Origin of the sequence: Streptomyces sp. NPDC091279 (genome assembly GCF_044757465.1) — a bacterium.
Lineage (GTDB): Bacteria > Actinomycetota > Actinomycetes > Streptomycetales > Streptomycetaceae > Streptomyces.
Window position 1 is genome coordinate 31756 of the sequence record NZ_JBIVVA010000011.1, and the last position, 19946, is coordinate 51701.

Here is a 19946-nt window from a genome sequence, read left to right on the forward strand (position 1 = left end):
TCTTCCTGGAGACTTTCCATGCACGACGAACGCCGCCGGATCGAAGAGCGCGTAGAGCGCCTCCAGAACCAGCGCATCAAGCCCGCGATCTACGCCGCCACCGTCCCCTTCGAGGTGACGGCCTGGCAGGCACCCGGGGAGCCGGTCTCCTTCGACGAGGCCGCCGCCGCCCCCTACGAGCCCTTCGCGATGGGCACCCCCTGGGGCCCGCCGTGGGGGACCACCTGGTTCCGGATGCGCGGCGTGGTGCCCGCCGAGTTCGCCGGCCGACGCGTCGAGGCCGTCATCGACCTCGGCTTCGTCGGGGACTGGCCGGGCAACCAGGCCGAGGCCCTGGTCCACCTCACCGACGGCACCCCGCTCAAGGCCGTCAACCCGCTCAACCAGTACGTCAGGATCGCCGACCCGGCGACCGGCGGCGAGCAGATCGACTACCTCGTCGAGGCCGCCTCCAACCCGGACATCCTCGCGGACAACTTCTCGAAGACGACCCTGCTCGGCGACGTCCTCACCGCGGGCGACCAGCCGATCTACACCTTCAAGCGCGCCGACATCGCCGTCCTCGACGAGAACGTCTGGCACCTCGACCTCGACATCGAGGTGCTGCGCGAGCTGATGGTGGAGCTGGGCGAGCACGACCCGCGCCGGCACGAGATCGCGCACGCCCTCGACCGCGCGATGGACCTGCTCGACCTCGACGACATCGCCGGGTCCGCCGCCGCCGTCCGCGAGGCGCTCGCCCCCGTGCTGGCCAAGCCCGCGCACGCCAGCGCCCACGTCATCTCCGGCGTCGGCCACGCGCACATCGACTCCGCCTGGCTCTGGCCGATCCGCGAGACCAAGCGCAAGACGTCCCGCACCTTCTCCAACGCCACCTCGCTGGCCGAGGAGTACGACGAGTTCATCTTCGCCTGCTCGCAGGCCCAGCAGTACGAGTGGGTGCGCGACAACTACCCCAAGGTCTGGGCCCGCATCCAGGAGTCCGTGAAGAAGGGCCAGTGGGCGCCGGTCGGCGGCATGTGGGTGGAGGCCGACGGCAACCTCCCCGGCGGCGAGGCGGTCGCCCGCCAGTTCATCCACGGCAAGCGCTTCTTCATCGAGCACTTCGGCATCGAGACCAAGGGCGTCTGGCTGCCCGACTCCTTCGGCTACAACGCGGCCTACCCGCAGCTCGCCAAGCTGGCGGGCAACGACTGGTTCCTCACCCAGAAGATCTCCTGGAACCAGACCAACAAGTTCCCCCACCACACCTTCTGGTGGGAGGGCATCGACGGCACCCGCATCTTCACGCACTTCCCGCCCGTCGACACCTACAACGCCCGCTTCAGCGGCGCGGAGATGTCCCGCGCGGTCCGCAACTACCAGGAGAAGGGCGCCGCCACCCGCTCCCTCGCCCCCTTCGGCTGGGGCGACGGCGGCGGCGGCCCCACCCGCGAGATCATGGAACGCGCCCGCCGGCTCAAGGACCTGGAGGGCTCCCCGAAGGTCGAGGTCGAGCACCCCGACGCGTTCTTCGCCAAGGCCCGCGCCGAGTACGAGGACGCCCCCGTCTGGGTCGGCGAGCTGTACCTCGAACTGCACCGCGCCACCTACACCTCGCAGGCCCGCACCAAGCAGGGCAACCGGCGCAGCGAACACAAGCTGCGCGAGGCCGAGTTGTGGGCGACGACGGCCGCCCTGCACGCGCCCGGCTACAGCTACCCGCACGAGCACCTCGACCGGCTCTGGAAGACGGTCCTGCTGCACCAGTTCCACGACATCCTGCCGGGCTCCTCGATCGCCTGGGTGCACCGCGAGGCCGAGGCCGAATACGCCCGCGTCGCCGAGGAGTTGGAGGCGCTGACCGCCGAGGCCGTCGCGGCCCTGGGCGGCGGCGGGACCCGGGTGTTCAACACCAGCCCCTTCGACCGGGCCGAGGTGGTCCGCGGCCCCGGCGGCGACCCCGTCTACGTCGAGGTACCGGCGAACGGCAGCGCCCCGCTGGAGGACGCCCGGCCCGACGAGCCGGTGACGGTGACGGGCCGCGTCCTGGACAACGGCCTGGTGCGGGTCGAGGTCGCCGAGGACGGCACCCTCACCTCGGTGCGCGACCTGCGCGCCGGCCGCGAGGTCCTCGCCGGAACGGGCAACCTGCTGCGCCTGCACACCGACCTGCCCAACTACTGGGACGCCTGGGACGTCGACAAGCACTACAAGAACCGCTACACCGACCTCCTGGACGCCGACTCCGTCACCGTCGTCGACACCGACCCGCTGCTCGGCTCGATCAAGGTCACCCGCTCCTTCGGACAGGGCTCCACCCTCACGCAGACGATCACCGTCCGCGCGGGCAGCCCCCGTATCGACTTCGAGACCGACATCGACTGGCACGAGGCCGAGAAGTTCCTCAAGGCCGGGTTCCCCGTCGACATCCGCGCCCCGCACTCCTCCGCCGAGATCGCCTACGGCCACGTCCAGCGGGCCACCCACACCAACACCAGCTGGGAAGCGGCCCGGTTCGAGGTCTCCGGGCACCGCTGGGTGCACCTCGCCGAGCCCGGCTACGGCGTCGCCGTCATCAACGACTCGACGTACGGCCACGACGTCACCCGCACGGTCCGGGAGGACGGCGGCACCACCACCTCCGTCCACCTCAGCCTGGTCCGCGCCCCACGCATCCCGGACCCCGGCGCCGACCAGGGCCGCCACCGCTTCACCTACTCCCTGCTGCCGGGCGCCGGCATCGAGGACGCGGTCGCCGAGGGGTACGCCCTCAACCTGCCGCTGCGCGTGGCCGACGCGGCGGGCGCACCCCAGCCGGTCGTCTCCGTGGACGGCGAGGGCGTCACCGTCGAGGCGGTCAAGCTCGCCGACGACGCGTCCGGCGATGTCGTCGTCCGCCTCTACGAGTCGGGCGGCGGCCGGGCCCGGGGCGTGCTGCGCACCGGCTTCCCGCTGGCCGGCGCCGAGATCACCGACCTCCTCGAACGGCCCCTGGAACCCGCCGAGTTCGACGCGCGCACCGGCGTCCCGGTGGAGCTGCGGCCGTTCCAGGTGCTGACCCTGCGCCTGCGGCGCGGCGCGGGGAGCTGACCCCTTGCCCATGCAACCGTGGTTCACCGACGCCAAGTTGGGGATCTTCGTCCACTGGGGCATCTACGCCGTCGACGGCGTCCCGGAGTCCTGGTCGTTCTACGACGGCGTCGTACCGCACGACCGGTACATGTCCCAGCTGGACCGGTTCACCGGGGCCCGCTACGACCCGCGCGCCTGGGCGGACCTGTTCGCCCGGGCGGGCGCCCGCTACGCCGTCCTGACCTCACGGCACCATGACGGCGTGGCCCTGTGGGACACCGCGTACGGTGACCTGAACCTCGGCCACGACTATCTGGCCGGGTACGCCCAGGCGTTGCGCGAGAAGGACCTCAAGGTCGGCTTCTACTACTCGCACTCCGACTGGAACCACCCTGACTACGCCACCACCCGCAAGCCGGGACGCCCGCCGGAGCTGGCGGACAACCCCTACTCGGAGTGCGCGGCCGAGGACGAGGACCTGGTGGCGTGGGGCCGGTTCCTGGCCTACCGGGACGGCCAGCTACGGGAGTTGGCGTCCCGCTACCGGCCGGACCTGATGTGGTTCGACGGCGAGTGGGACCGCAGCGAGGAGCAGTGGCGGATTCCCGAACTCGCCGCGCTGATCCGCTCGTTCGTGCCGGACGTCGTCTTCAACGCGCGGATGCTCAGCGAGGGCGACTACGCGACGCCCGAGCAGGGCGCCCCCATCGTGGCGCCGGACGGCCCGTGGGAGCTGTGCCTGACGATCAACGACTCGTGGGGCTACCAGCACGACGACGACCGTCACAAGTCGCTCGCCCAGCTGATCCGCTACTTCACCGAGACCATCGGCGGGGGCGGCAATCTGCTGCTCGACGTCGGCCCGATGGAGGACGGCACCATCCCGCAGCCGCAGGTCGAGCGCCTTGAGGGGCTGGGGGAGTGGATTCGCCGGCACGAGGCGGCGGTGTACGGGACGGGCCGGGGCCTGCCCGCCGGGCACCACTACGGGCCGAGCACCCTCTCGGCCGACCGGCGCACGCTCTATCTGACGCTCTTCGACGCCCCGCGCGCCGAGATCGGCGTCCGGGGACTTGCCGCCCCGGTCCGCCGGGTGAGCGTCCTGGGCACCGGCACCGAACTCGCTCACCGGGTCGTCGGCGGACTGCACGACGCCGTCGGCGTCCTGTGGATCGACCCGCCGGCCGCCGCCGACCTCGACCCGTACGCCACCGTCCTCGCCGTCGAACTGGACGGCGAGCTGGAGCTGTACCGGGGGTCCGGCAGATTCTGACGGTACGTCAACTACCGTCTGTGGATTGCACAGTGGGGCCCTTCCGCAAGCCGGAGGGCCCCACTGCCGTGCCGTGCCGGTTCAGCCGGTGAAGCCGGCCGTGATCGAGGTGAACTGCCAGGTGTTCTGACTGATGCCGGAGCAGTTGCTCACCACACCCCCGCCCGGGCAGGGCCGGTCCCGGTTGACGGCCCAGAAGGAAAGCCTCGCCAGGTGGTGGCTGTTGGCCCAGTCCCGGATCGACGTCCACTGCGCCGGGGTGGTGTTCTCCTGCTGGTCGGAGAGGCCGTTCATGCCGGAGATGCCGATGTGCGCGTAGGCGGTCGCGTCGTCCCACCCGAACGTCGACTTCAGCTTGGCCTTGAGGCCCTCCGTCGCGCTCACGGTGCTGGCGTACATGTCGGCGCCGCCGCCGAAGTCGAACGGCATGATCGTGAAGACGTCGATGTTCGCGCCGAGCGACTGCGCCTGCTCGATCAGCCGGTTGCCGTAGGAGGTCGGACCGGTCGTCGTGGTGCCGAACGTGACGATCGTCCTCAGACCGGGGTTGTTGGCCTTGACGGTCTTCAGGGCGGTGAGGATCTTCGCCTGCACGGCCTCGTTCTCGAACTCGTCGGTGTTCTCGATGTCCATGTCGATCGCCTTCAGGCCGTAGGCGTCGATCACCTTCTGCAAGGCCCCGGCCAGCGCGCTCGCCGAGGAGCAGGTGGCGCCGAGCTTGCTGCCCTGCCAGCCGCCGAACGACGGGACGATGTCGCCCCCGGCGGCCCGGATCTGGTTGATGGCGGTCTGGTCGACGCCGCCGGTCAGCGGGCGGTTGCCGTCCCAGGCCGGGGTGCAGCCGCCGGAGTCCAGCACGAACGCCATCGTGAACCACGTGACGCCGGTCGCGTTCATCACCGTCGTCGGGTCCGGCGGGTCGCCCCAGCCCTCGAACAGGTAGGGGGCGGCCTGTGTGAAGCCCGGGTCGGTGCCGTTGCCCGCGTCCGTCGTGACGCTCACGGAGGCGGAGGCGCCGGAGGTGTTGCCCGCCGCGTCCCGCGCCCTGACGGTGAACGTGTAGGCGGTGCCGGGCGAGAGGCCGCCGACGGTGGCGCTGGTGCCGGAGACGCTGAGGAGGTGACCGGCGCCGCCGGAGATGTCGTAGGCGGTGACGCCGACGTCGTCCGTCGCCGCGTTCCACTTCAGGGAGACGCTGGAGGAGGTCCTGCCGGTCGAGGTGAGGCCGGTCGGCACGGTCGGCGCCTGCGTGTCACCGCCCCCGCCGCCGGGGCCGTCCAGGGTGATGTCGTCGGCGTAGTAGGTGCCCTGCGCGTACCAGCCGTGCACGGAGACGCGCGCGCTGGTCTGGGTGGCGCCGGTGGTGAAGTCGACGTTCAACTGGGCATACGTGGAAGGCGAGTTGGTCCAGGTGGAGGGGCCGCCGTCGACGCCGAGGTAGACGTAGGAGCCGCGCACCCAGCCGCTGAGGTGGTAGGTGGTGTTCGGCTGGACGGCGACGGTCTGGGCGCACTGTGCCGTGTCGCTCGAACTGGCCGCCCCCGCAAGGGCCTTGGAGCCGCCGTGCGCGGGGGAGGAGACGATCGAGCCGAGGTTGCCGGAGCAGCTCCATGGGGAGAGACCGCCGGACTCGAAGCCGGGGTTGGTGAGGACGTTGGCCGCCTGAGCGGTGCCGGGCAGGGCGACGGCACCGCCGAGCGCGAGAGCGACGGTGCCCAGCAGGGCGAGGAGGCGGTGTCGGTACCGCCGAAGGGGGTTGCGCACGCGATCTCCCTGAAGGAATGGGGGTGTCCGGGAGTGCACGAAGGGTGCGGGGCGTACCGGGGCACGGGTGCGGGTGGTGCGGCGAGGTACGCGGATGCGGTGCGGTGGGGCGGGGTGCGGTGGGGCGGGGTGCGCAACCAAAAATGGTATGGACCAATCTCGCTGTCAAGGTACTTGACGGAGATTGGTCCATACCGGTGGGGCAGGGTGGGCCGAATCGGCCGGGCAGGTCCTAGAGGCGCAGCGCCTGGGCGGTCGCGTCCAGAGGCTGTTCGACGGGCGCGGCCTGGACGGGCGGGCGCATCGGCTCGGGCTCGGGCTCCTCGACGCGCTGCTGCTGCGGCAGGGTCACCGGGCGCAGCGGACGCGGGCCCGACACCACGCTGTAGTCCTGGCCGAGGAACGGCGGCGCCATCTCGCCCGGGTCCTCACCCAGCGCCAACTGCACAGCCGCCCAAGGGGCGTTGACGCCGCACAGCGACAGCTGGTGCAGCCCGCCGGCCGGCCGGGTGTTGACGTCCATCAGAACCGGCTGGTCGCCGAACATACGGAACTGGATGTTGGACAGGTAGTGCAGCCCGAAGCCCTCGGCGATCCGCCGGGCCGGATCGAGCCACTGCTCGTGCAGCGTGAACCCGCGCCGCCGGCCGTTCTTGGTGCGGCCCACGGCCAGCCTGATCCGGTTGTCGGGGCCGGTGAGGCAGTCCACCGAGACCTCCGGCTCCGCCAGGCGCGGCATGACCAACCAGTCGACGGGCTCGGCCGCCCGCTCCAGCGCGCCCACGACCAGGTCGAGCGGCACATAGGGGCTCGGGAAGCCGCCCAGCTGCGCCATCGAGAAGGGGGACCGGGTGATCACCCGGAAGCCGACCCCGCCCGCGCCGGACGCCGGCTTGAAGCACGCCTTGTGGCCGTCGGCCTCCAACGCCTCGACGGCGGCGACCAGTTCGGCCGCCGTCCGCACCCGCCACCACGGCGGCACCGGCACGCCGATCGCCTGGACCGCCTCGTACGCGATGACCTTGTCGTGGAAGACGGCCACGGCCTCCGGCGGCGGCGCCAGCAGCGCGGTCCCGATCGCCTCGAACTCCGCGCGGTGCGCCACGACCGCCGACTGGTGCAGCCGGGGCACGAACACGTCGATGGAGCGCCGCGCGCACTGGTCGAGCGCGAACTCGACGTACCCGGCGGGCGACAGCCCCTCCGGCTCCAGCTCCGCGGTGTCGGCGGCGGCCAGGACGGGAGAGTCCGCGTCCCCGTGCGTGGCGTGGATCTCGACCGCGCGATCGCTGGGATTTCGCCGCAGCTGATCCATGAAGAACACGTTCTCCGCGTACGTGCGGTTGAGCCAGACGCGTACGCGAGAGACCATGCAGGGCCACCTTTCGGGTTCGCGGGCAGGGCGAAGCAGCCCGTGCCCGGGCAAGAAGTAGGGAGGGTCGCCAAACAGGCCCGTGCGAGGGGACGTTGTGGCGGTGGTGTTGGGGCGATCATACGGCCTCGGCGAGGGGCCCCGTGCAACGCCCGTGTTACGGATTTCCCGACCACGCCGGGCCGCCCCCACGACCCCGCCCGGCCCGCCCCGCCCCCGTGCGGCGGCGCCTGCCGCACGTCCGGGCCGGCCTTGTCCGGGAGGCCCGCCATGTGTTCTCTTGGTCAACATCGAGAACGCGCGCGGGCGCGGGGTGATACGGGAGGTGGCGCAGGGTGACGTCGACGGCCGAGGGCGCCGGACAGCTGCTGGCCATCAGCGACCTGCACATCGGCTACGCCGAGAACCGCGCGCTGGTCGAGGCGATGCGGCCCGGCTCCGACGACGACTGGCTGCTCGTCGCCGGTGACGTCTCCGAGACCACGGAGGACATCCGCTGGGCGCTGAAGACCCTCGCCGGGCGCTTCCGGCAGGTCGTGTGGGCACCCGGCAACCACGAGCTGTGGACCCACCCCAAGGACCCGGTCACGCTGCGCGGCGTCGCCCGCTACGAGCACCTCGTCGGCCTCTGCCGGGAACTGGGCGTCCTCACCCCCGAGGACCCCTACCCGATCTGGAACGGCCCCGGCGGCCCCGTCGTCGTCGCGCCGCTGTTCCTGCTCTACGACTACTCCTTCCTGCCCGAAGGCAGCGCCACCAAGGACCAGGGCCTGGAGTACGCGCACGGCACCGGCGTCGTCTGCAACGACGAGTTCCTGCTGCACCCCGACCCCTACTCGAGCCGTGAGGCCTGGTGCCGGGCCCGGGTCGCGGAGACCGAGCGCCGACTCGCCGCGCTCCCCGCCGACCTGCCGACGGTCCTCGTCAACCACTATCCGCTGGACCGGCACCCCACCGAGGTCCTGTGGTACCCCGAGTTCGCCATGTGGTGCGGCACCGAACTGACCGCCGACTGGCACCGCAGGTTCCGCGTCGAGGCGATGGTCTACGGCCATCTGCACATCCCGCGGACCACCGTCCACGAGGGCGTCCGCTTCGAAGAGGTGTCCGTCGGATACCCCCGTGAGTGGCGCAAGCGGTCCGGGCCCCCCGGAGTGCCGCGCCGGATTCTGCCGAAGGAGGTCGGGGACGCGTGATCGAGGAGCTGCTGCCGGACGAGGTGGTGGCCGTGGAGGTGCACGGCGACGACGGCACCGAGCCCGCGCCGCTGTACCCCGAGGAGGCCGAGCTGATCGCACGGGCGGTGCCCAAACGACGCCGTGAGTTCGCCCTCGCCCGCGCCTGCGCCCGCCGCGCCATGGAGAAACTCGGCGTGCCCCCGCACCCCGTGCTGCCCGGCGAACGCGGCGCCCCCGGCTGGCCGCCGGGCCTTTCCGGTTCCATGACCCACTGCGACGGCTACTGCGCCGCCGCGCTGGTGCGCACCGCCGACCTCGCCTCCCTCGGCATCGACGCCGAACCCCACGGGCCGCTCCCGGACGGCGTCCTGGACTCGGTGGCCCTGCCGTCCGAGGCGGCCAGGCTGCGGCGGCTGGCCGAGCACCTGCCCGACCTGCACGCCGACCGGCTGCTGTTCAGCGCCAAGGAGTCCGTCTACAAGGCGTGGTTCCCGCTGACCCGGCGGTGGCTGGACTTCTCCGAGGCCGACATCGACCTCGTCACCGACCCCGGCGAGCCCACCCGGGGCGGCTTCCGCGCCGAACTCCTCGTCCCCGGCCCGGTGGTCGACGGCCACACCCTCACCCACTTCGACGGCCGCTGGACCGTCCACCAGGGCATCGTCGCAACGGCAGTCTCCGTCCCCCACCCCTAGACCGGACCGCACACCAGGAGAGCGCGGGCAGCCCGACTCGGCAGACGTGGCGAGGGTCCCCGGCCCTGCCTAGGGCCGGGGCGGCCGCGCCCCGCGCCCCGGTCGTCGGCCCAACGGGGGCCACGGACCCGGCGGCAGGCCGTCCCCGGTGGCAGGCGGGGTCGGGTGTGGGCCGGGTTCTGTCAGGGGGACGTGTGCCAGGTGGTCAGGAGTGTGAAGAACTTCTCCTCATGGCCCGTCAGGCCCGCTTCCGCCAGGGCCTGTTCCGCCTCGGCGAGGACGGCCGGCGGGACCAGCGGCGGGCGGCCGGGGTCCGACGGGGCGTCGAAGGCGGCTCTCACGGTGTGCAGCAGCCGCAGATAGGCCTGGACGGCGGCGCGCTCGCGGTCGGTCAGTACGGCGGTGTGCATCGATCGGCTCTCCCCGTCGTCGGCGTCGTCTCTCACCCGCCCCGCCTCCGGGAGCGCGGGCGCACCTCCAGCTTGCCGTCCGGCACTGACAATCGGTCCCGACCGCACCCGGGTTCGCCCGCTTAGCGGAGGCGAAACCTGGCCGAAATCCCCCGGAGGAAAGCCCCCCTACGCTGGGAAGAGGGCCAGGCGGCCGCGCCCTCGCACGATCCGGAACGGCCCTGAACGGGTCCGCGACGACATGGACCCGGCGGCCCCGGAACGCGAGGCGAGCACATGGTCGACGTCCCGAACGGGCGCCCGGTGCCTGACACCACCCCGGTGTCTGACACCACCCCGGTGCTGCGCCACCGCACGGTGCACGGCTACCGGCGTGCCTACCGGATGGCCGGCACGGGCCCCGCCCTGGTGCTCATCCACGGCATCGGCGACTCCTCCGCCACCTGGGCCGACCTCATCCCCCGCCTCGCCCGCACCCACACCGTGATCGCCCCCGACCTGCTCGGCCACGGCGCCTCCGACAAACCCCGCGCCGACTACTCGGTGGCCGCCTACGCCAACGGCGTGCGCGATCTGCTCACCGCCCTCGGCATCGAGTCCGCCACCCTGGTGGGCCACTCGCTGGGCGGCGGCGTGGCCATGCAGTTCGCCTACCAGTTCCCGGAACGCACCGAACGGCTCATCCTGGTCAGCGCGGGCGGCGTCGGCCGCGAGGTGACGCCGGTGCTGCGGCTGGTGTCGTTGCCCGGCGCCCCGTTGATGCTGTCGGCGCTGCGGGTGCCCGGCATGCGGCTCCATGTCGGCCTGGCCGTACGGCTGATGAGGCTCCTGGACACCGACCTCGGGCAGGACGCCACCGAACTCCTCACCCTCGTCGACGCGTTGCCCGACGAGACCTCGCGCAACGCCTTCGTGCGCACCCTGCGTGCGGTCGTCGACTGGCGCGGACAGGTCGTGACGATGCTCGACCGCTGCTATCTCACCCAGGGCATGCCGACCCTGCTGGTGTGGGGCGAGCGGGACAGCGTGGTGCCGGTGCGGCACGCCCACCGGGCGCACGAGGCGATGCCGGGCAGCCGACTGGAGATCTTCGAGGGCGCCGGGCACTTCCCGTTCCACGCCGACCCGGACCGATTCGTGTCCCTGGTCGAGGAGTTCACCGCCGTCACGCCGACCGCCGACTGGAGCCGCGAGCACTGGCGCGAGCTGCTGCGGGCAGGGCGCCCTGACGCCGACGCCCACGACACCGTGGGGGAGCGGGAGTTGAGGAGGGCCGGCGAACGCAGCGCGACCTGAGAGGGCCGCCGTTCGGCTCAGCCCTGGGGGCCCAGATAGCCCAGGGACGCCTCGATGCGTCCCGCGAGATGGTCGCGCTGCACCGGACCGCGCAGCGACGAACCGGCCAGTCTGCTACGACACTTGCTGGCCAGCAGCAGTCCGAACGTCTCGGCCTCCTGCTCGTCGATCAGATGGAAACGACTGCGGGCGGCGACCCGTCGGACCGTGTCCCGTAAGGCCGCCTCGTCGCCGTCGTCGGTCAGTAACCGGGCGGCGACCTTCGCGCCCGCGATGTCGTCACCGCAGTGCCCGGCGCTCATGTGCCACAGCTCGTGGCCGAGGATCACCAACTGGTGGTCGGGCGCGGTGCGTTCCTCGATCACCACGAGGTCGCGGTCGGACATGTCGAGCCACAGTCCGCTCGCCGTGCCCGGCGGGAACGGCGACATCCGGTACTGCACCGGACGGCCGCGCCGCTTGCTCATCGCCGCGCACAGCGCGCCGTACAGGTCCGCCGGGGGCGCGGGCGCCGGGAGGTTCAGCTCCGCGACCAGCTCGCCGCACAGCCGACGCATGTCCTTGCCGATGCCCACAGTTTTCCCCCGCATCACGACTCGGGCCGCTTGACGCTCTCCAGGAGCATGTCCAGCCACTCGGCGACCTTGTCGCGGTGCTGGTCGGTGGGGAGTTGCGCGGCACGCCAGGCGATGCCACGCACCCCGTGGTCCTGGAGCAGCCGCTCCAGCGGGTCGTCGAGGGCCGCCGCGGCCTCCCGCTCGGCGAGCTTCTGGAGCAGCTCCTGCTCGGTGGCCTGGAGCGCCCCGGAGAGCGCCTCCGGGTCCTCGGCTGTCAGGAACCCCGCGTGCACCCGGAAGAAGCGCTGGAGGGCGTCACAGTGCTCCATGGTGGGGCGCCGGTCGCCGTTGATGAGCGCCCCGGCCTGCTGCCGGGACATGCCCGCGCCGTCGGCTATCTCCTGCTGGGTGTACTTGCGCCCGTTGGGCTTCAGCCGCGTCCGGCGCAGCAGGCCGAGCCGTTGCAGGAACCGGGCCTGGACGTCCCGTTCGCCCGCGGGGCGGCCGCTGAGCAGGTCCCTGACGACCGCCTCGGGGACGCCGGAGGCGCGGGACAGCCGCCCGGAGTGGAAGACCTCCGCGGGCGGCACGCCGAGCCGGTCGACGAGCGCGGAGACGCGAGTGACGACGGCCGGCAGGGCCGCGCTCGCCGTGGTGCCCGGAGCCTCGATGCCATCCGTCACCGAAAGATCTCCTACTTTTCTCACAGGCCTCTCACAAGCCTTCGCGGTGAACCTGACGGAGACTACCTGTTGGTTCGAACTCACATCCAGGTCTCGCCACGATTGTGACCAATTTCAGCCGTCAACCAGCTGGGAATGCCACGATAGTTGACACAACAAGAGTCAGGGCAGGAGGATCAAGGCGCCGCGAGAAGGCCGCAGAGGCAAGAGGGGTGACCTCCCGATGGCGTACCAGGCAGGCAGTCAGCAGCGGGCACCGCGGCCCGTTCCCGAGAGTCTTGAGGCCCAGGCGTACTTGCAGGACTACGCGACGTTGATGGAGGCGGTTCACTTCCCGTCGGTCGTGCTCGACCACCGGTGGGACGTGGTGCTGTCCAACTCGGCCTTCGCGTCCCTGTTCCGCGAGGTGGGGCCGCATCCGACCGCGATGCCAGGCGACAACCTGCTGCGCTTCGTGCTGTTCCACCCGGACGCGGACACCGTCCTCGGGCAGCACGAGTCGAGCTGGTTCCTGCCGACGCTCGCGCAGTTCGCCGCGGCCGCGGAACGGCACGCCCAGGACCATGTCCTCCAGGCGGTCCGCCGGGACATCGCCCAGGACCCCATCATGGAGGCCGCCTACCGGCAGGGCCTGCCGCACTGGATCAGCTCGGTCGGTGAGCGGGCGGTCGCCCACGACGGCGCCGTGCGGCCCGTGCTGCACCCCGATCCGCGCTGGGGCGCCACCGAGTGCCGCGTGGTGGACGAAACCCCGCGCACGCTAGGCGAGTTGGGGTACACGCGGCTGACGCTGGTGCTGCGCGAGTCCCGGCGTCCCCGGACCAGGAACCGGCCCGTGCGGCGGCACGGCGCCAGCCATCTGCGGGTGGTCTCCGCCCCCGAGTCCTGACGGGCACCGTCGGCGTTCAGGTCGTCGACGGCGCCTGGTCAGTATCCCTTCCGAGGCCGGCCGCGCCGCGTCTCGCCGCCTGGATCTGCTCGTACACCTGGGTGCGCAGCTCCGCGAAGCGCGGGGCGGCCCGGGTGCCCACCTGGTCGCGGGCGTCCGGCAGGTCCACGGTCAGCTCCTCCCGCACCACGGTCGGTGACGCCGACAGGACGACGACCCGCTGGCCGAGGTAGACGGCCTCGTCGATGTCGTGCGTGACGAACAGCACCGTCATCCCGCGCTCCCGCCACAACCCCCGCACCAGGTCCTCCAGTTCGGCCCGGGTCTGCGCGTCGACCGCCGCGAACGGCTCGTCCATCAGCAGCACCCGGGGCTCGTAGGCCAGCGCCCGCGCGATCGCCACCCGCTGCTGCATGCCCCCGGACAGCTGCCACGGGTACGCCCCGGCCGCGTCCGTGAGCCCGACGGACGCGAGCGCGTCGGCCACCAGATCCCTACGTCGACGCCTGCCCATGTCCTTGTGCCGCAACGGCAGTTCGACGTTCTCGGCGACCCGCAGCCACGGGAACAGACTGCGCCCGTACTCCTGGAGGACCAGCGCGGTCCCCGGCGTCGGACCGGTCACCCTCCGTCCGTCCAGGCGGACGTCACCGCCGGTCGGGGTGAGCAGCCCGGCGAGACACTTCAGCAGGGTCGTCTTGCCGCAGCCCGACGGGCCGACCAGGCAGACCAGTTCACCGGCCGCGACCGAGAAGGTGAGGCCGCCCAGCGCCGCCACCCGCCGCCCCGACCCCGCGTAGACCTTGTGCAGATCGTGTACGTCAAGCATGGAATCCGCCCTTCCCCGAGCGTCGTTCACGGCCGCCGGGTGGCCGCGCGCAGGCCGTGGTACCAGCCGAGCACCCGGCGTTCGACCATCCGGAACAGGACGGACAGCGCGAGACCGAGCAGCCCCAGGACGAGGATGCCGGTCCACATCTGCGGTATCGCGAAGCCCCGTTGGAACTGCACGACGGTGAACCCGATGCCGTCGCTCGCCGCGAACATCTCGCTGATGACCATCAGGATGATCCCGACCGGCAGCGCCTGCCGCAGCCCCGCGACGATCTGCGGACTCGCCGCCCGCAGCACCAGATGCCGCAGCCGCGCCGGTCCCGTCACCCCGTACGAACGGGCGGTCTCCAGCAGCACCGGATCGATACCGCGCACCCCCTCCACGGTGTTGAGCAGCACCGGCCACACGCACCCGGCGGCGATCACCGTGACCTTCATCGCGTCGCCGATCCCCGCGAACAGCATGATGACCGGGACCAGCACCGGTGGCGGCACCGCCCGCAGGAATTCGAGGACCGGCTCGCACACCGCCCGCACCCGCCGGTACCGCCCCACGACCGTGCCCACCGCCACCCCGGCCACCGCCGCCAGCGCGTACCCCGCGAGCAGCCGCAGCAGGCTCGGGACGACGTCGGTGCGCAGCCGCTCGCCGGTCCACACCTCGACAAACGCCCGCAGGATCGTCCGCAACGGCGGCCGGAACGGGTCGGTGCTCCCGGCCGACGCCAGCCACCACACCGTGACCAGCGCCAACGGCAGCGCGCCGGCCAGCACCACCCGCCGCGCCACGCGCCGCACCGCCCGCCTCACGCGGGCACCTCCGCACGCACCGACGGATGCCAGGCCAGCGCCCGCCGCTCCACCGCCCGCGCCCCGACGTTGACGACCAGCCCCAGCAGCCCCGTGACCACGATGAGCGCGTACATCTCCGGCACCGCCTGCGACGCCTGCGCCACCGCGATCCGCTGCCCCAACCCCGGTGCCCCGATGACGAGTTCGGCGGTGACGGCGAGGATCAGCGCCACCGACGCGGCCAGCCGGACGCCGGTCATCACGTACGGCAGCGCGGTCGGCCAGAGCAGATGCCGTACCCGCGCCCAGGTGGAGAGCCGGTAGGCGCGGGCCGTCTCCTCGGCCACCGGGTCGACGTCCTGGACGCCGTGCAGGGTCTGGAGGAGGACCTGCCAGAAGGCGGCGTAGACCACCAGCAGCAGCACGGAGGGGAGTGCGGTGCCGTAGAGCAGCACGGCGAGGGGGATCAGCGCGACCGACGGGATCGGGCGCAGGAACTCGATCGTCGACGCCGTCACCTCGCGCAGACACGGGACGACGCCCAGGAGCACGCCGGCACAGACCCCGGCGGCCACCGCGAGGGCCAGGCCGAGCGCCCACCCGGTGAGGGTGTCGCCCAGCGCCGACCAGAAGGCGGGGTCGGTGAGTTCGGCGCCGAGGGCGGCGGCGATGCGGCTGGTCGGCGGGGCATAGGCCTCCTCGACCAGGCCGAGCCGGGGCACCGCCTCGCCGAGCGCGAGGAAGGCGGCGAGCCCGGCCGCGCCGAGCAGCGTGTTCCCGCCCCTCACGGGAGCAGCTTGTCGAGATCCGGGGACGTCGTGAACAGGCCGTCCCGCACGCTGAGTCGGGCGAGTGCCTCGATCGAGGCCCGGTTCGCGTGAGCCGGCCACTTCGGCAGCGTCACCCGGTCGAGGACGGCTGCCGGGACCTTGGTGTAGGTGCCGATGATCTGGCGGACCTCGGCCGGGTGGGCGTCGGCGTAGGCGAGGGACTCGGCGGTGGCCGCCTGGAACTCCCTGACGATGTCCGGGTGTTGGGCCGCGTACCGCTCCGACGTGAAGTACATCGCGACGGTCAGCTTCGGGGCCACGTCGACCAGCGGGTCGGCGATCTCCACGCCGCCCTGGGCCTTGATGGTGGACAGCGCCGGTTCGACGACCTGGGCCGCGTCGATCTGCCCCTGGCCGAGCGCGGCCGGCATCTGGTCGAAGGCCAGCTCCACGAAGCGCACCCGGTCCGGATCGCCGCCGTCCTTGCGGACCGACTCGCGGACCGCCGTCTCGTTGATGTTCTTCAGCGCGTTGACGGCGACCTTGCGGCCCTCCAGCTCCTTGGGCGAGGTGAGGGCGCTGCCCTTCTTCACCAGGAGCCCGCTGAAATCCTTGCCCGGCACGCCGGTTGACGCGATGCCATGGGCGACGGCCCGTACCGGGACACCCCGGGAGCGGGCGACCAGCAGCGAGGTGACATTGCTGAAGCCGAACGGGAACTGACCGCTCGTCACCCCCGGCACGATCGCCGCGCCGCCCTGCGCGAGCATCATCGACAGCTTCAGGCCGCGCGCCTCGAAGAAGCCCTTGTGCTGGCCGAGGTAGAGCGGCGCGACGTCGACGATGGGGATGACGCCCACCTTGACGGTGGTGAGGCCGGAGGACGCGTCGCCGGACCCCTCCGAGGAGCCGCAGGCCGACGCGGCGAACAGGAGGACACCGGCGGCGAGAGCGGCGAGCGGACGGCGCAAAGGGTCCCCCTGGGCAGCGGGCGGTGCGGCGGAGTTCCGGCAGGTCGTGCGCAAGCCGCAGGGTAGTGCGCGGAGTCGGCCGACGGGAAGAAGGCCGCCGCCCCGGCCCGGGCCCGCTGCCCGACGCCCGCCGGGGCCGCCCGCCCGGTCACAGGTCCAGCACCAGCCGCCCTCCCCGGCAGCGGGAGACACAGATCATCATCGTCTCGCCGCTCGCCCGTTCCTCGTCCGTGAGCACCGAGTCACGGTGGTCGGGCTCGCCGTCCAGGACGTCGGTCTCGCAGGTGCCGCAGGTCCCCTCGGTGCAGGAGAACAGCACCTCGACCCCGGCGGCCCGCACCGCGTCGAGCACCGACACCTCCGGCGCGACCGCGACCGAACGGCCACTGCGCGCCAACTCCACCTCGAACGCGCCGTTCTCACCGCCCGGCCGGTCCTTCGGCCGGAACCGTTCCACGCGCAGCCGCCCCTGCGGGCACCGCTCCTCGACGGCGTCCAGCAGCGGCCCGGGACCGCAGCAGTAGACGAGCGCGCCGGCCGGCAGGTCGTCCAGGGCCGAGGCGAGGTCGAGGAGCCCGCACTCGTCCTGCGGCGCCACGGTCACCCGCTCCCCGTAGCGCCCCAACTCCCCTGTGAACGCCATCGATCGGCGTGTCCGCCCGCCGTACAGCAGCGTCCACGCGGCGCCCGACGCCTGCGCCGCCGCGAGCATCGGCAGGATCGGGGTGATGCCGATCCCGCCGGCCACGAACCGGTAGGCGGGCGCGGGCTCCAGCCGGAAGTGGTTGCGCGGCCCGCGCACCCGCACCTTGTCGCCGGGCCCCAACTGCCCGTGCACATAAGCCGATCCACCGCGTCCGGCCGCCTCCCGCAGGACGGCGACCCGCCACTGGGTCCGGTCGGTCGGGTCGCCGCACAGCGAGTACTGGCGTTCCAGTCCGGGGCCGAGCAGGACGTCGATGTGGGCGCCCGGCTCCCAGTCCGGGAGGGTGTCGTCGAGCGGGTGGCGCAGGGTGAGCACCAGCACGTCGTCCGCCGCGAACTCCAGTGCCTTGACGACGAGTTCACCTTCGTACACGGTCATCGTTCCTGTTCTCGCACGGTGTCGGGGGCGTCGCCGGGGAGCGGGCGGCCGCCGGGCGGTGTCCGGCCGCCGGGCGGGGTGTGGCCCTCGGGGTGGGCGAGCATCCACTCCCACATCCGGACCGGGTCCTGGTCGGTGTGCCGGGCGCCGCAGTGACAGATGCCGTGCAGCACATCGGTGCCCGGCAGCCAGTCGACGCGGTAGACCTCACCGGTCGACGACCTGGTCACAGCGCCCTCTCCACCGGCTTGTCGCCCTCCTCCACCAGCCGGGCCAGAATCCGGCGGGCGGCCAGGCCCCCGGTGTCGAGGTTGATGCTCAGCTCCTGATACCCCGCCCGCTCGGAACCCAGCGTGCGCTGAAGGAGGTTGAGCGCCACGACGTCCTGCATGACCACCGTGTGGTTGTTGCTCCGCATGAACTCGGTGACCTCCTCGTCGTCCGTCGCCCAGTCCCGCGAGACCATCCAGAAGTCGTGCACCTGACCGTCGGCGCCGGGCGTGATCGCGTACGTGATCTCGGTGTGGAATCCGTGCGGATCACTGCCGTCCGGCTCCGGCTCCACGCCCACCGGCGCGATCCGGCTGTGCAGCAGATACAGGCACGGGGCGTGGTACTCGATGTCCTGCCACCGGGTGATCCGGCCCTCGATCCCGGTCGAACGGGCGTAGAACGGCGGGCACTCGGCGTCGTCCATGTGCCGGCTCACCCGCACGATCCCGGCGCCCTCGTCGACCTCCGTGCTGATCGGCGTCTCGGCGACCTCGGGGGTGCCGATGTAGCCGCCGTGCAGATAGGTCTCGTGCGAGAGGTCGAGGAGGTTGTCGACGAGGAGCCCGTAGTCGGCGTCGATCGGCTCCAGGCCGCGCACGGTGATCCAGCCGGGGGCGTCGAGATGCCGGGCGCGCGGAACGGTGGCCGGGTCGGCCGAGGCCGGGTCGCCGATCCAGACCCAGACCAGCGAGTCCTGCTCGACCACCGGATAGGACGCCACCCGGGCGGTGCGCGGCACCCGTTTCTGGCCCGGCACATACACACAGGTGCCGGTGGTGTCGTAGGTGAACCCGTGGTACCCGCACACGATCCGGTCCCCGTCGAGCCGGCTCTCGGAGAGCGGGTAACGCCGGTGCACACAGCGGTCGTTGAGGACGACGGGGGTGCCCTCGGCCGTGGTCCGGTAGAGCACCAGGGGCTCGCCGAGCACCGTCCGCCCGAGCAGCTCCTCGCGTCCCACCTCGTGGCTGTAGGCGGCGACGTACCACTGGTTCCTGGCGAACGCGGTCATGTGCGGCATCGTTGCGGCTCCCGTCTCTGGGTCGTGGCGCCATGCTCGTGACGGGCCTCACAGGCACGCAACCGGCCTTCCGCCCGACGGAAGGCCGAGCGGCGCCGGGCGGTGGACGCGGCCGGAAGGCGCGGGCGGGCGGCCGGAAAGCCGCGGTTGGCCGAGAAACTCCGGGAAGCCGAACGGCGGGAGAGTGGACCGGGGGAGCGGGAACACGCCAATATCAACTGTCGGCGGCCTGCGGGCGACCGGCGTCATCAGGCCGGACCGGCCGGTGTGCGCCACCCCGGCCACGTGCGGATATGGCGGCCCATGAGGGACTTCATGGATTCATTGCACGACCTTCACGGAGTGCGCACTTTTGGTCACGTGGCGTCGTGGGCGCGTTACGGAGGGGAGACGTCGTCGCGGGGCGGTGCCTAGCCTCCGGGCCATGAGATCACCACTGATGAGACGCCTCGGCCTCGCTTCCGTCCTCGCCCTCGCGCTGGCCCTGTTCGGCCTGGCCCCGACCGCGACCGCGGTCCAGGCAGCCCCGGCCGAGCTGACCTTCGCGACCGACAACACCACCACCACGCCCGGCGGTTCGGTGAATCTGTCGATGACGATCACCAACAACCACACCTACGACGTCTGGTTCGTGTACCAGTCGATCGACCCGACCTATCTGACCACCCAGCGCCCCGACCTCAAGTACAGCTTCACCGGCTGCACCCTGGCCACGGCCGAGGGTGCCGCCCCGTGTTCCGGCACCGGTCCCGCCAACCTCGGCGGCAACTACGGCGCCACCATCCCGCCCGGTCAGAGCCGCACGGTCACCCTGACGCTCTCCGTCGCCGCCGACTCCGGCTGCAACGGCAACATCGGCTTCTACTCGTACTTCTACGCCGAGTTCAGCGACACCACCAGCCTCAGCGGCGGCCCGGTGTACACCCCCGACACGCGCGTCCTCTGCGCCTGACGGATCGCGCCAAAGAGCGGGCGTCGTACGGCGGTTGACCGGAAATGATCTGTGCCCCGGCGGCCGTCCCGATCCGCT

Annotated in this window: 19 protein-coding genes; 7 read left to right on the forward strand and 12 right to left on the reverse strand. The window is 72.1% G+C overall.

The features are described from left to right. The first annotated feature begins 18 nt into the window (after positions 1-18). Complete coding sequence (locus ACIQOU_RS26465) at positions 19-3072, forward strand: alpha-mannosidase (RefSeq protein ID WP_401539763.1); 3054 nt, start codon at positions 19-21, stop codon at positions 3070-3072. Between the two features lie 4 nt (positions 3073-3076). Beyond that, positions 3077-4327, forward strand: a complete 1251-nt coding sequence (locus tag ACIQOU_RS26470; RefSeq protein WP_401539766.1) for an alpha-L-fucosidase — start codon at positions 3077-3079, stop codon at positions 4325-4327. Between the two features lie 81 nt (positions 4328-4408). Here ACIQOU_RS26470 and ACIQOU_RS26475 read toward each other — a convergent pair whose 3' ends face one another. Further along, positions 4409-6091 carry a carbohydrate binding domain-containing protein gene (locus tag ACIQOU_RS26475; RefSeq protein ID WP_401539768.1) on the reverse strand — a complete coding sequence of 561 codons (1683 nt, stop codon included), beginning with the start codon at positions 6089-6091 and terminating at the stop codon, positions 4409-4411. Between the two features lie 232 nt (positions 6092-6323). After that, positions 6324-7463, reverse strand: a complete 1140-nt coding sequence (locus ACIQOU_RS26480; RefSeq protein WP_401539770.1) for an ATP-grasp domain-containing protein — start codon at positions 7461-7463, stop codon at positions 6324-6326. A gap of 335 nt (positions 7464-7798) precedes the next feature. Between ACIQOU_RS26480 and ACIQOU_RS26485 the strand changes: the two genes are divergently transcribed. After that, positions 7799-8659, forward strand: coding sequence for a metallophosphoesterase family protein (locus ACIQOU_RS26485; RefSeq protein WP_401539773.1), 861 nt, complete (start codon positions 7799-7801; stop codon positions 8657-8659). Continuing rightward, entirely contained in the window at positions 8656-9336 is a 681-nt protein-coding gene (locus tag ACIQOU_RS26490; RefSeq protein ID WP_401539776.1) for a 4'-phosphopantetheinyl transferase, read from the forward strand. Before ACIQOU_RS26485 ends, ACIQOU_RS26490 begins: the two co-directional genes overlap by 4 nt. A 182-nt stretch (positions 9337-9518) precedes the next feature. Here ACIQOU_RS26490 and ACIQOU_RS26495 read toward each other — a convergent pair whose 3' ends face one another. Next, on the reverse strand, positions 9519-9746 hold the full coding sequence (locus ACIQOU_RS26495; RefSeq protein ID WP_401539778.1) for a hypothetical protein: 228 nt from the start codon (positions 9744-9746) through the stop codon (positions 9519-9521). A 276-nt stretch (positions 9747-10022) separates the two neighbouring features. On the opposite strand from ACIQOU_RS26495, the gene ACIQOU_RS26500 reads away from it, so the two are divergent. Further along, positions 10023-11042 (forward strand): alpha/beta fold hydrolase, encoded by a 1020-nt coding sequence (locus tag ACIQOU_RS26500; RefSeq protein WP_401539781.1) that lies wholly within the window; start codon positions 10023-10025, stop codon positions 11040-11042. A gap of 17 nt (positions 11043-11059) precedes the next feature. Here the strand turns inward: ACIQOU_RS26500 and ACIQOU_RS26505 are convergent, their stop codons facing one another. Together ACIQOU_RS26505 and ACIQOU_RS26510 are read right to left on the reverse strand one after the other, a co-directional pair. Continuing rightward, complete coding sequence (locus ACIQOU_RS26505) at positions 11060-11599, reverse strand: toxin-antitoxin system, toxin component (protein ID WP_401540511.1); 540 nt, start codon at positions 11597-11599, stop codon at positions 11060-11062. 32 nt (positions 11600-11631) lie between these two features. Beyond that, positions 11632-12282 carry a helix-turn-helix domain-containing protein gene (locus ACIQOU_RS26510; RefSeq protein ID WP_401539783.1) on the reverse strand — a complete coding sequence of 217 codons (651 nt, stop codon included), beginning with the start codon at positions 12280-12282 and terminating at the stop codon, positions 11632-11634. A 223-nt stretch (positions 12283-12505) separates the two neighbouring features. Here ACIQOU_RS26510 and ACIQOU_RS26515 point away from each other — a divergent pair, with 223 nt between their 5' ends. Next, on the forward strand, positions 12506-13171 hold the full coding sequence (locus ACIQOU_RS26515) for a hypothetical protein (RefSeq protein ID WP_401539786.1): 666 nt from the start codon (positions 12506-12508) through the stop codon (positions 13169-13171). A gap of 16 nt (positions 13172-13187) precedes the next feature. Here the strand turns inward: ACIQOU_RS26515 and ACIQOU_RS26520 are convergent, their stop codons facing one another. The 7 genes from ACIQOU_RS26520 to ACIQOU_RS26550 form a co-directional block, all read right to left on the reverse strand. Continuing rightward, complete coding sequence (locus ACIQOU_RS26520; RefSeq protein WP_401539789.1) at positions 13188-14000, reverse strand: ABC transporter ATP-binding protein; 813 nt, start codon at positions 13998-14000, stop codon at positions 13188-13190. A gap of 26 nt (positions 14001-14026) precedes the next feature. Further along, the gene (locus ACIQOU_RS26525) at positions 14027-14815 is read right to left on the reverse strand and encodes an ABC transporter permease (protein ID WP_401539791.1); all 789 of its coding nucleotides are present in this window, start codon (positions 14813-14815) and stop codon (positions 14027-14029) included. Then, the gene (locus ACIQOU_RS26530) at positions 14812-15585 is read right to left on the reverse strand and encodes an ABC transporter permease (protein ID WP_401539793.1); all 774 of its coding nucleotides are present in this window, start codon (positions 15583-15585) and stop codon (positions 14812-14814) included. Before ACIQOU_RS26530 ends, ACIQOU_RS26525 begins: the two co-directional genes overlap by 4 nt. After that, entirely contained in the window at positions 15582-16538 is a 957-nt protein-coding gene (locus tag ACIQOU_RS26535) for an ABC transporter substrate-binding protein (RefSeq protein ID WP_401539796.1), read from the reverse strand. The genes ACIQOU_RS26530 and ACIQOU_RS26535 overlap by 4 nt, the downstream gene beginning before the upstream one ends. Before the next feature lie 148 nt (positions 16539-16686). Next, complete coding sequence (locus ACIQOU_RS26540; protein ID WP_401539799.1) at positions 16687-17622, reverse strand: PDR/VanB family oxidoreductase; 936 nt, start codon at positions 17620-17622, stop codon at positions 16687-16689. Further along, the gene (locus ACIQOU_RS26545) at positions 17619-17852 is read right to left on the reverse strand and encodes a hypothetical protein (protein ID WP_401539801.1); all 234 of its coding nucleotides are present in this window, start codon (positions 17850-17852) and stop codon (positions 17619-17621) included. Before ACIQOU_RS26545 ends, ACIQOU_RS26540 begins: the two co-directional genes overlap by 4 nt. Next, positions 17849-18916, reverse strand: a complete 1068-nt coding sequence (locus tag ACIQOU_RS26550) for a Rieske 2Fe-2S domain-containing protein (protein ID WP_401539804.1) — start codon at positions 18914-18916, stop codon at positions 17849-17851. The genes ACIQOU_RS26545 and ACIQOU_RS26550 overlap by 4 nt, the downstream gene beginning before the upstream one ends. Before the next feature lie 424 nt (positions 18917-19340). On the opposite strand from ACIQOU_RS26550, the gene ACIQOU_RS26555 reads away from it, so the two are divergent. Further along, positions 19341-19868 (forward strand): hypothetical protein, encoded by a 528-nt coding sequence (locus ACIQOU_RS26555; protein WP_401539807.1) that lies wholly within the window; start codon positions 19341-19343, stop codon positions 19866-19868. Positions 19869-19946: the final 78 nt, after the last annotated feature.

What these genes read in the sequence shown, in the direction of transcription:
- ACIQOU_RS26465 (WP_401539763.1), top strand. Translation starts at nt 19, where the DNA reads ATGCACGACGAACGCCGCCGGATCGAAGAGCGCGTAGAGCGCCTCCAG.
- ACIQOU_RS26480 (WP_401539770.1), bottom strand. Translation starts at nt 7,463, where the DNA reads ATGGTCTCTCGCGTACGCGTCTGGCTCAACCGCACGTACGCGGAGAAC.
- ACIQOU_RS26495 (WP_401539778.1), bottom strand. Translation starts at nt 9,746, where the DNA reads ATGCACACCGCCGTACTGACCGACCGCGAGCGCGCCGCCGTCCAGGCC.
- ACIQOU_RS26500 (WP_401539781.1), top strand. Translation starts at nt 10,023, where the DNA reads ATGGTCGACGTCCCGAACGGGCGCCCGGTGCCTGACACCACCCCGGTG.
- ACIQOU_RS26505 (WP_401540511.1), bottom strand. Translation starts at nt 11,599, where the DNA reads ATGCGTCGGCTGTGCGGCGAGCTGGTCGCGGAGCTGAACCTCCCGGCG.
- ACIQOU_RS26515 (WP_401539786.1), top strand. Translation starts at nt 12,506, where the DNA reads ATGGCGTACCAGGCAGGCAGTCAGCAGCGGGCACCGCGGCCCGTTCCC.
- ACIQOU_RS26520 (WP_401539789.1), bottom strand. Translation starts at nt 14,000, where the DNA reads ATGCTTGACGTACACGATCTGCACAAGGTCTACGCGGGGTCGGGGCGG.
- ACIQOU_RS26540 (WP_401539799.1), bottom strand. Translation starts at nt 17,622, where the DNA reads ATGACCGTGTACGAAGGTGAACTCGTCGTCAAGGCACTGGAGTTCGCG.
- ACIQOU_RS26550 (WP_401539804.1), bottom strand. Translation starts at nt 18,916, where the DNA reads ATGCCGCACATGACCGCGTTCGCCAGGAACCAGTGGTACGTCGCCGCC.
- ACIQOU_RS26555 (WP_401539807.1), top strand. Translation starts at nt 19,341, where the DNA reads ATGAGATCACCACTGATGAGACGCCTCGGCCTCGCTTCCGTCCTCGCC.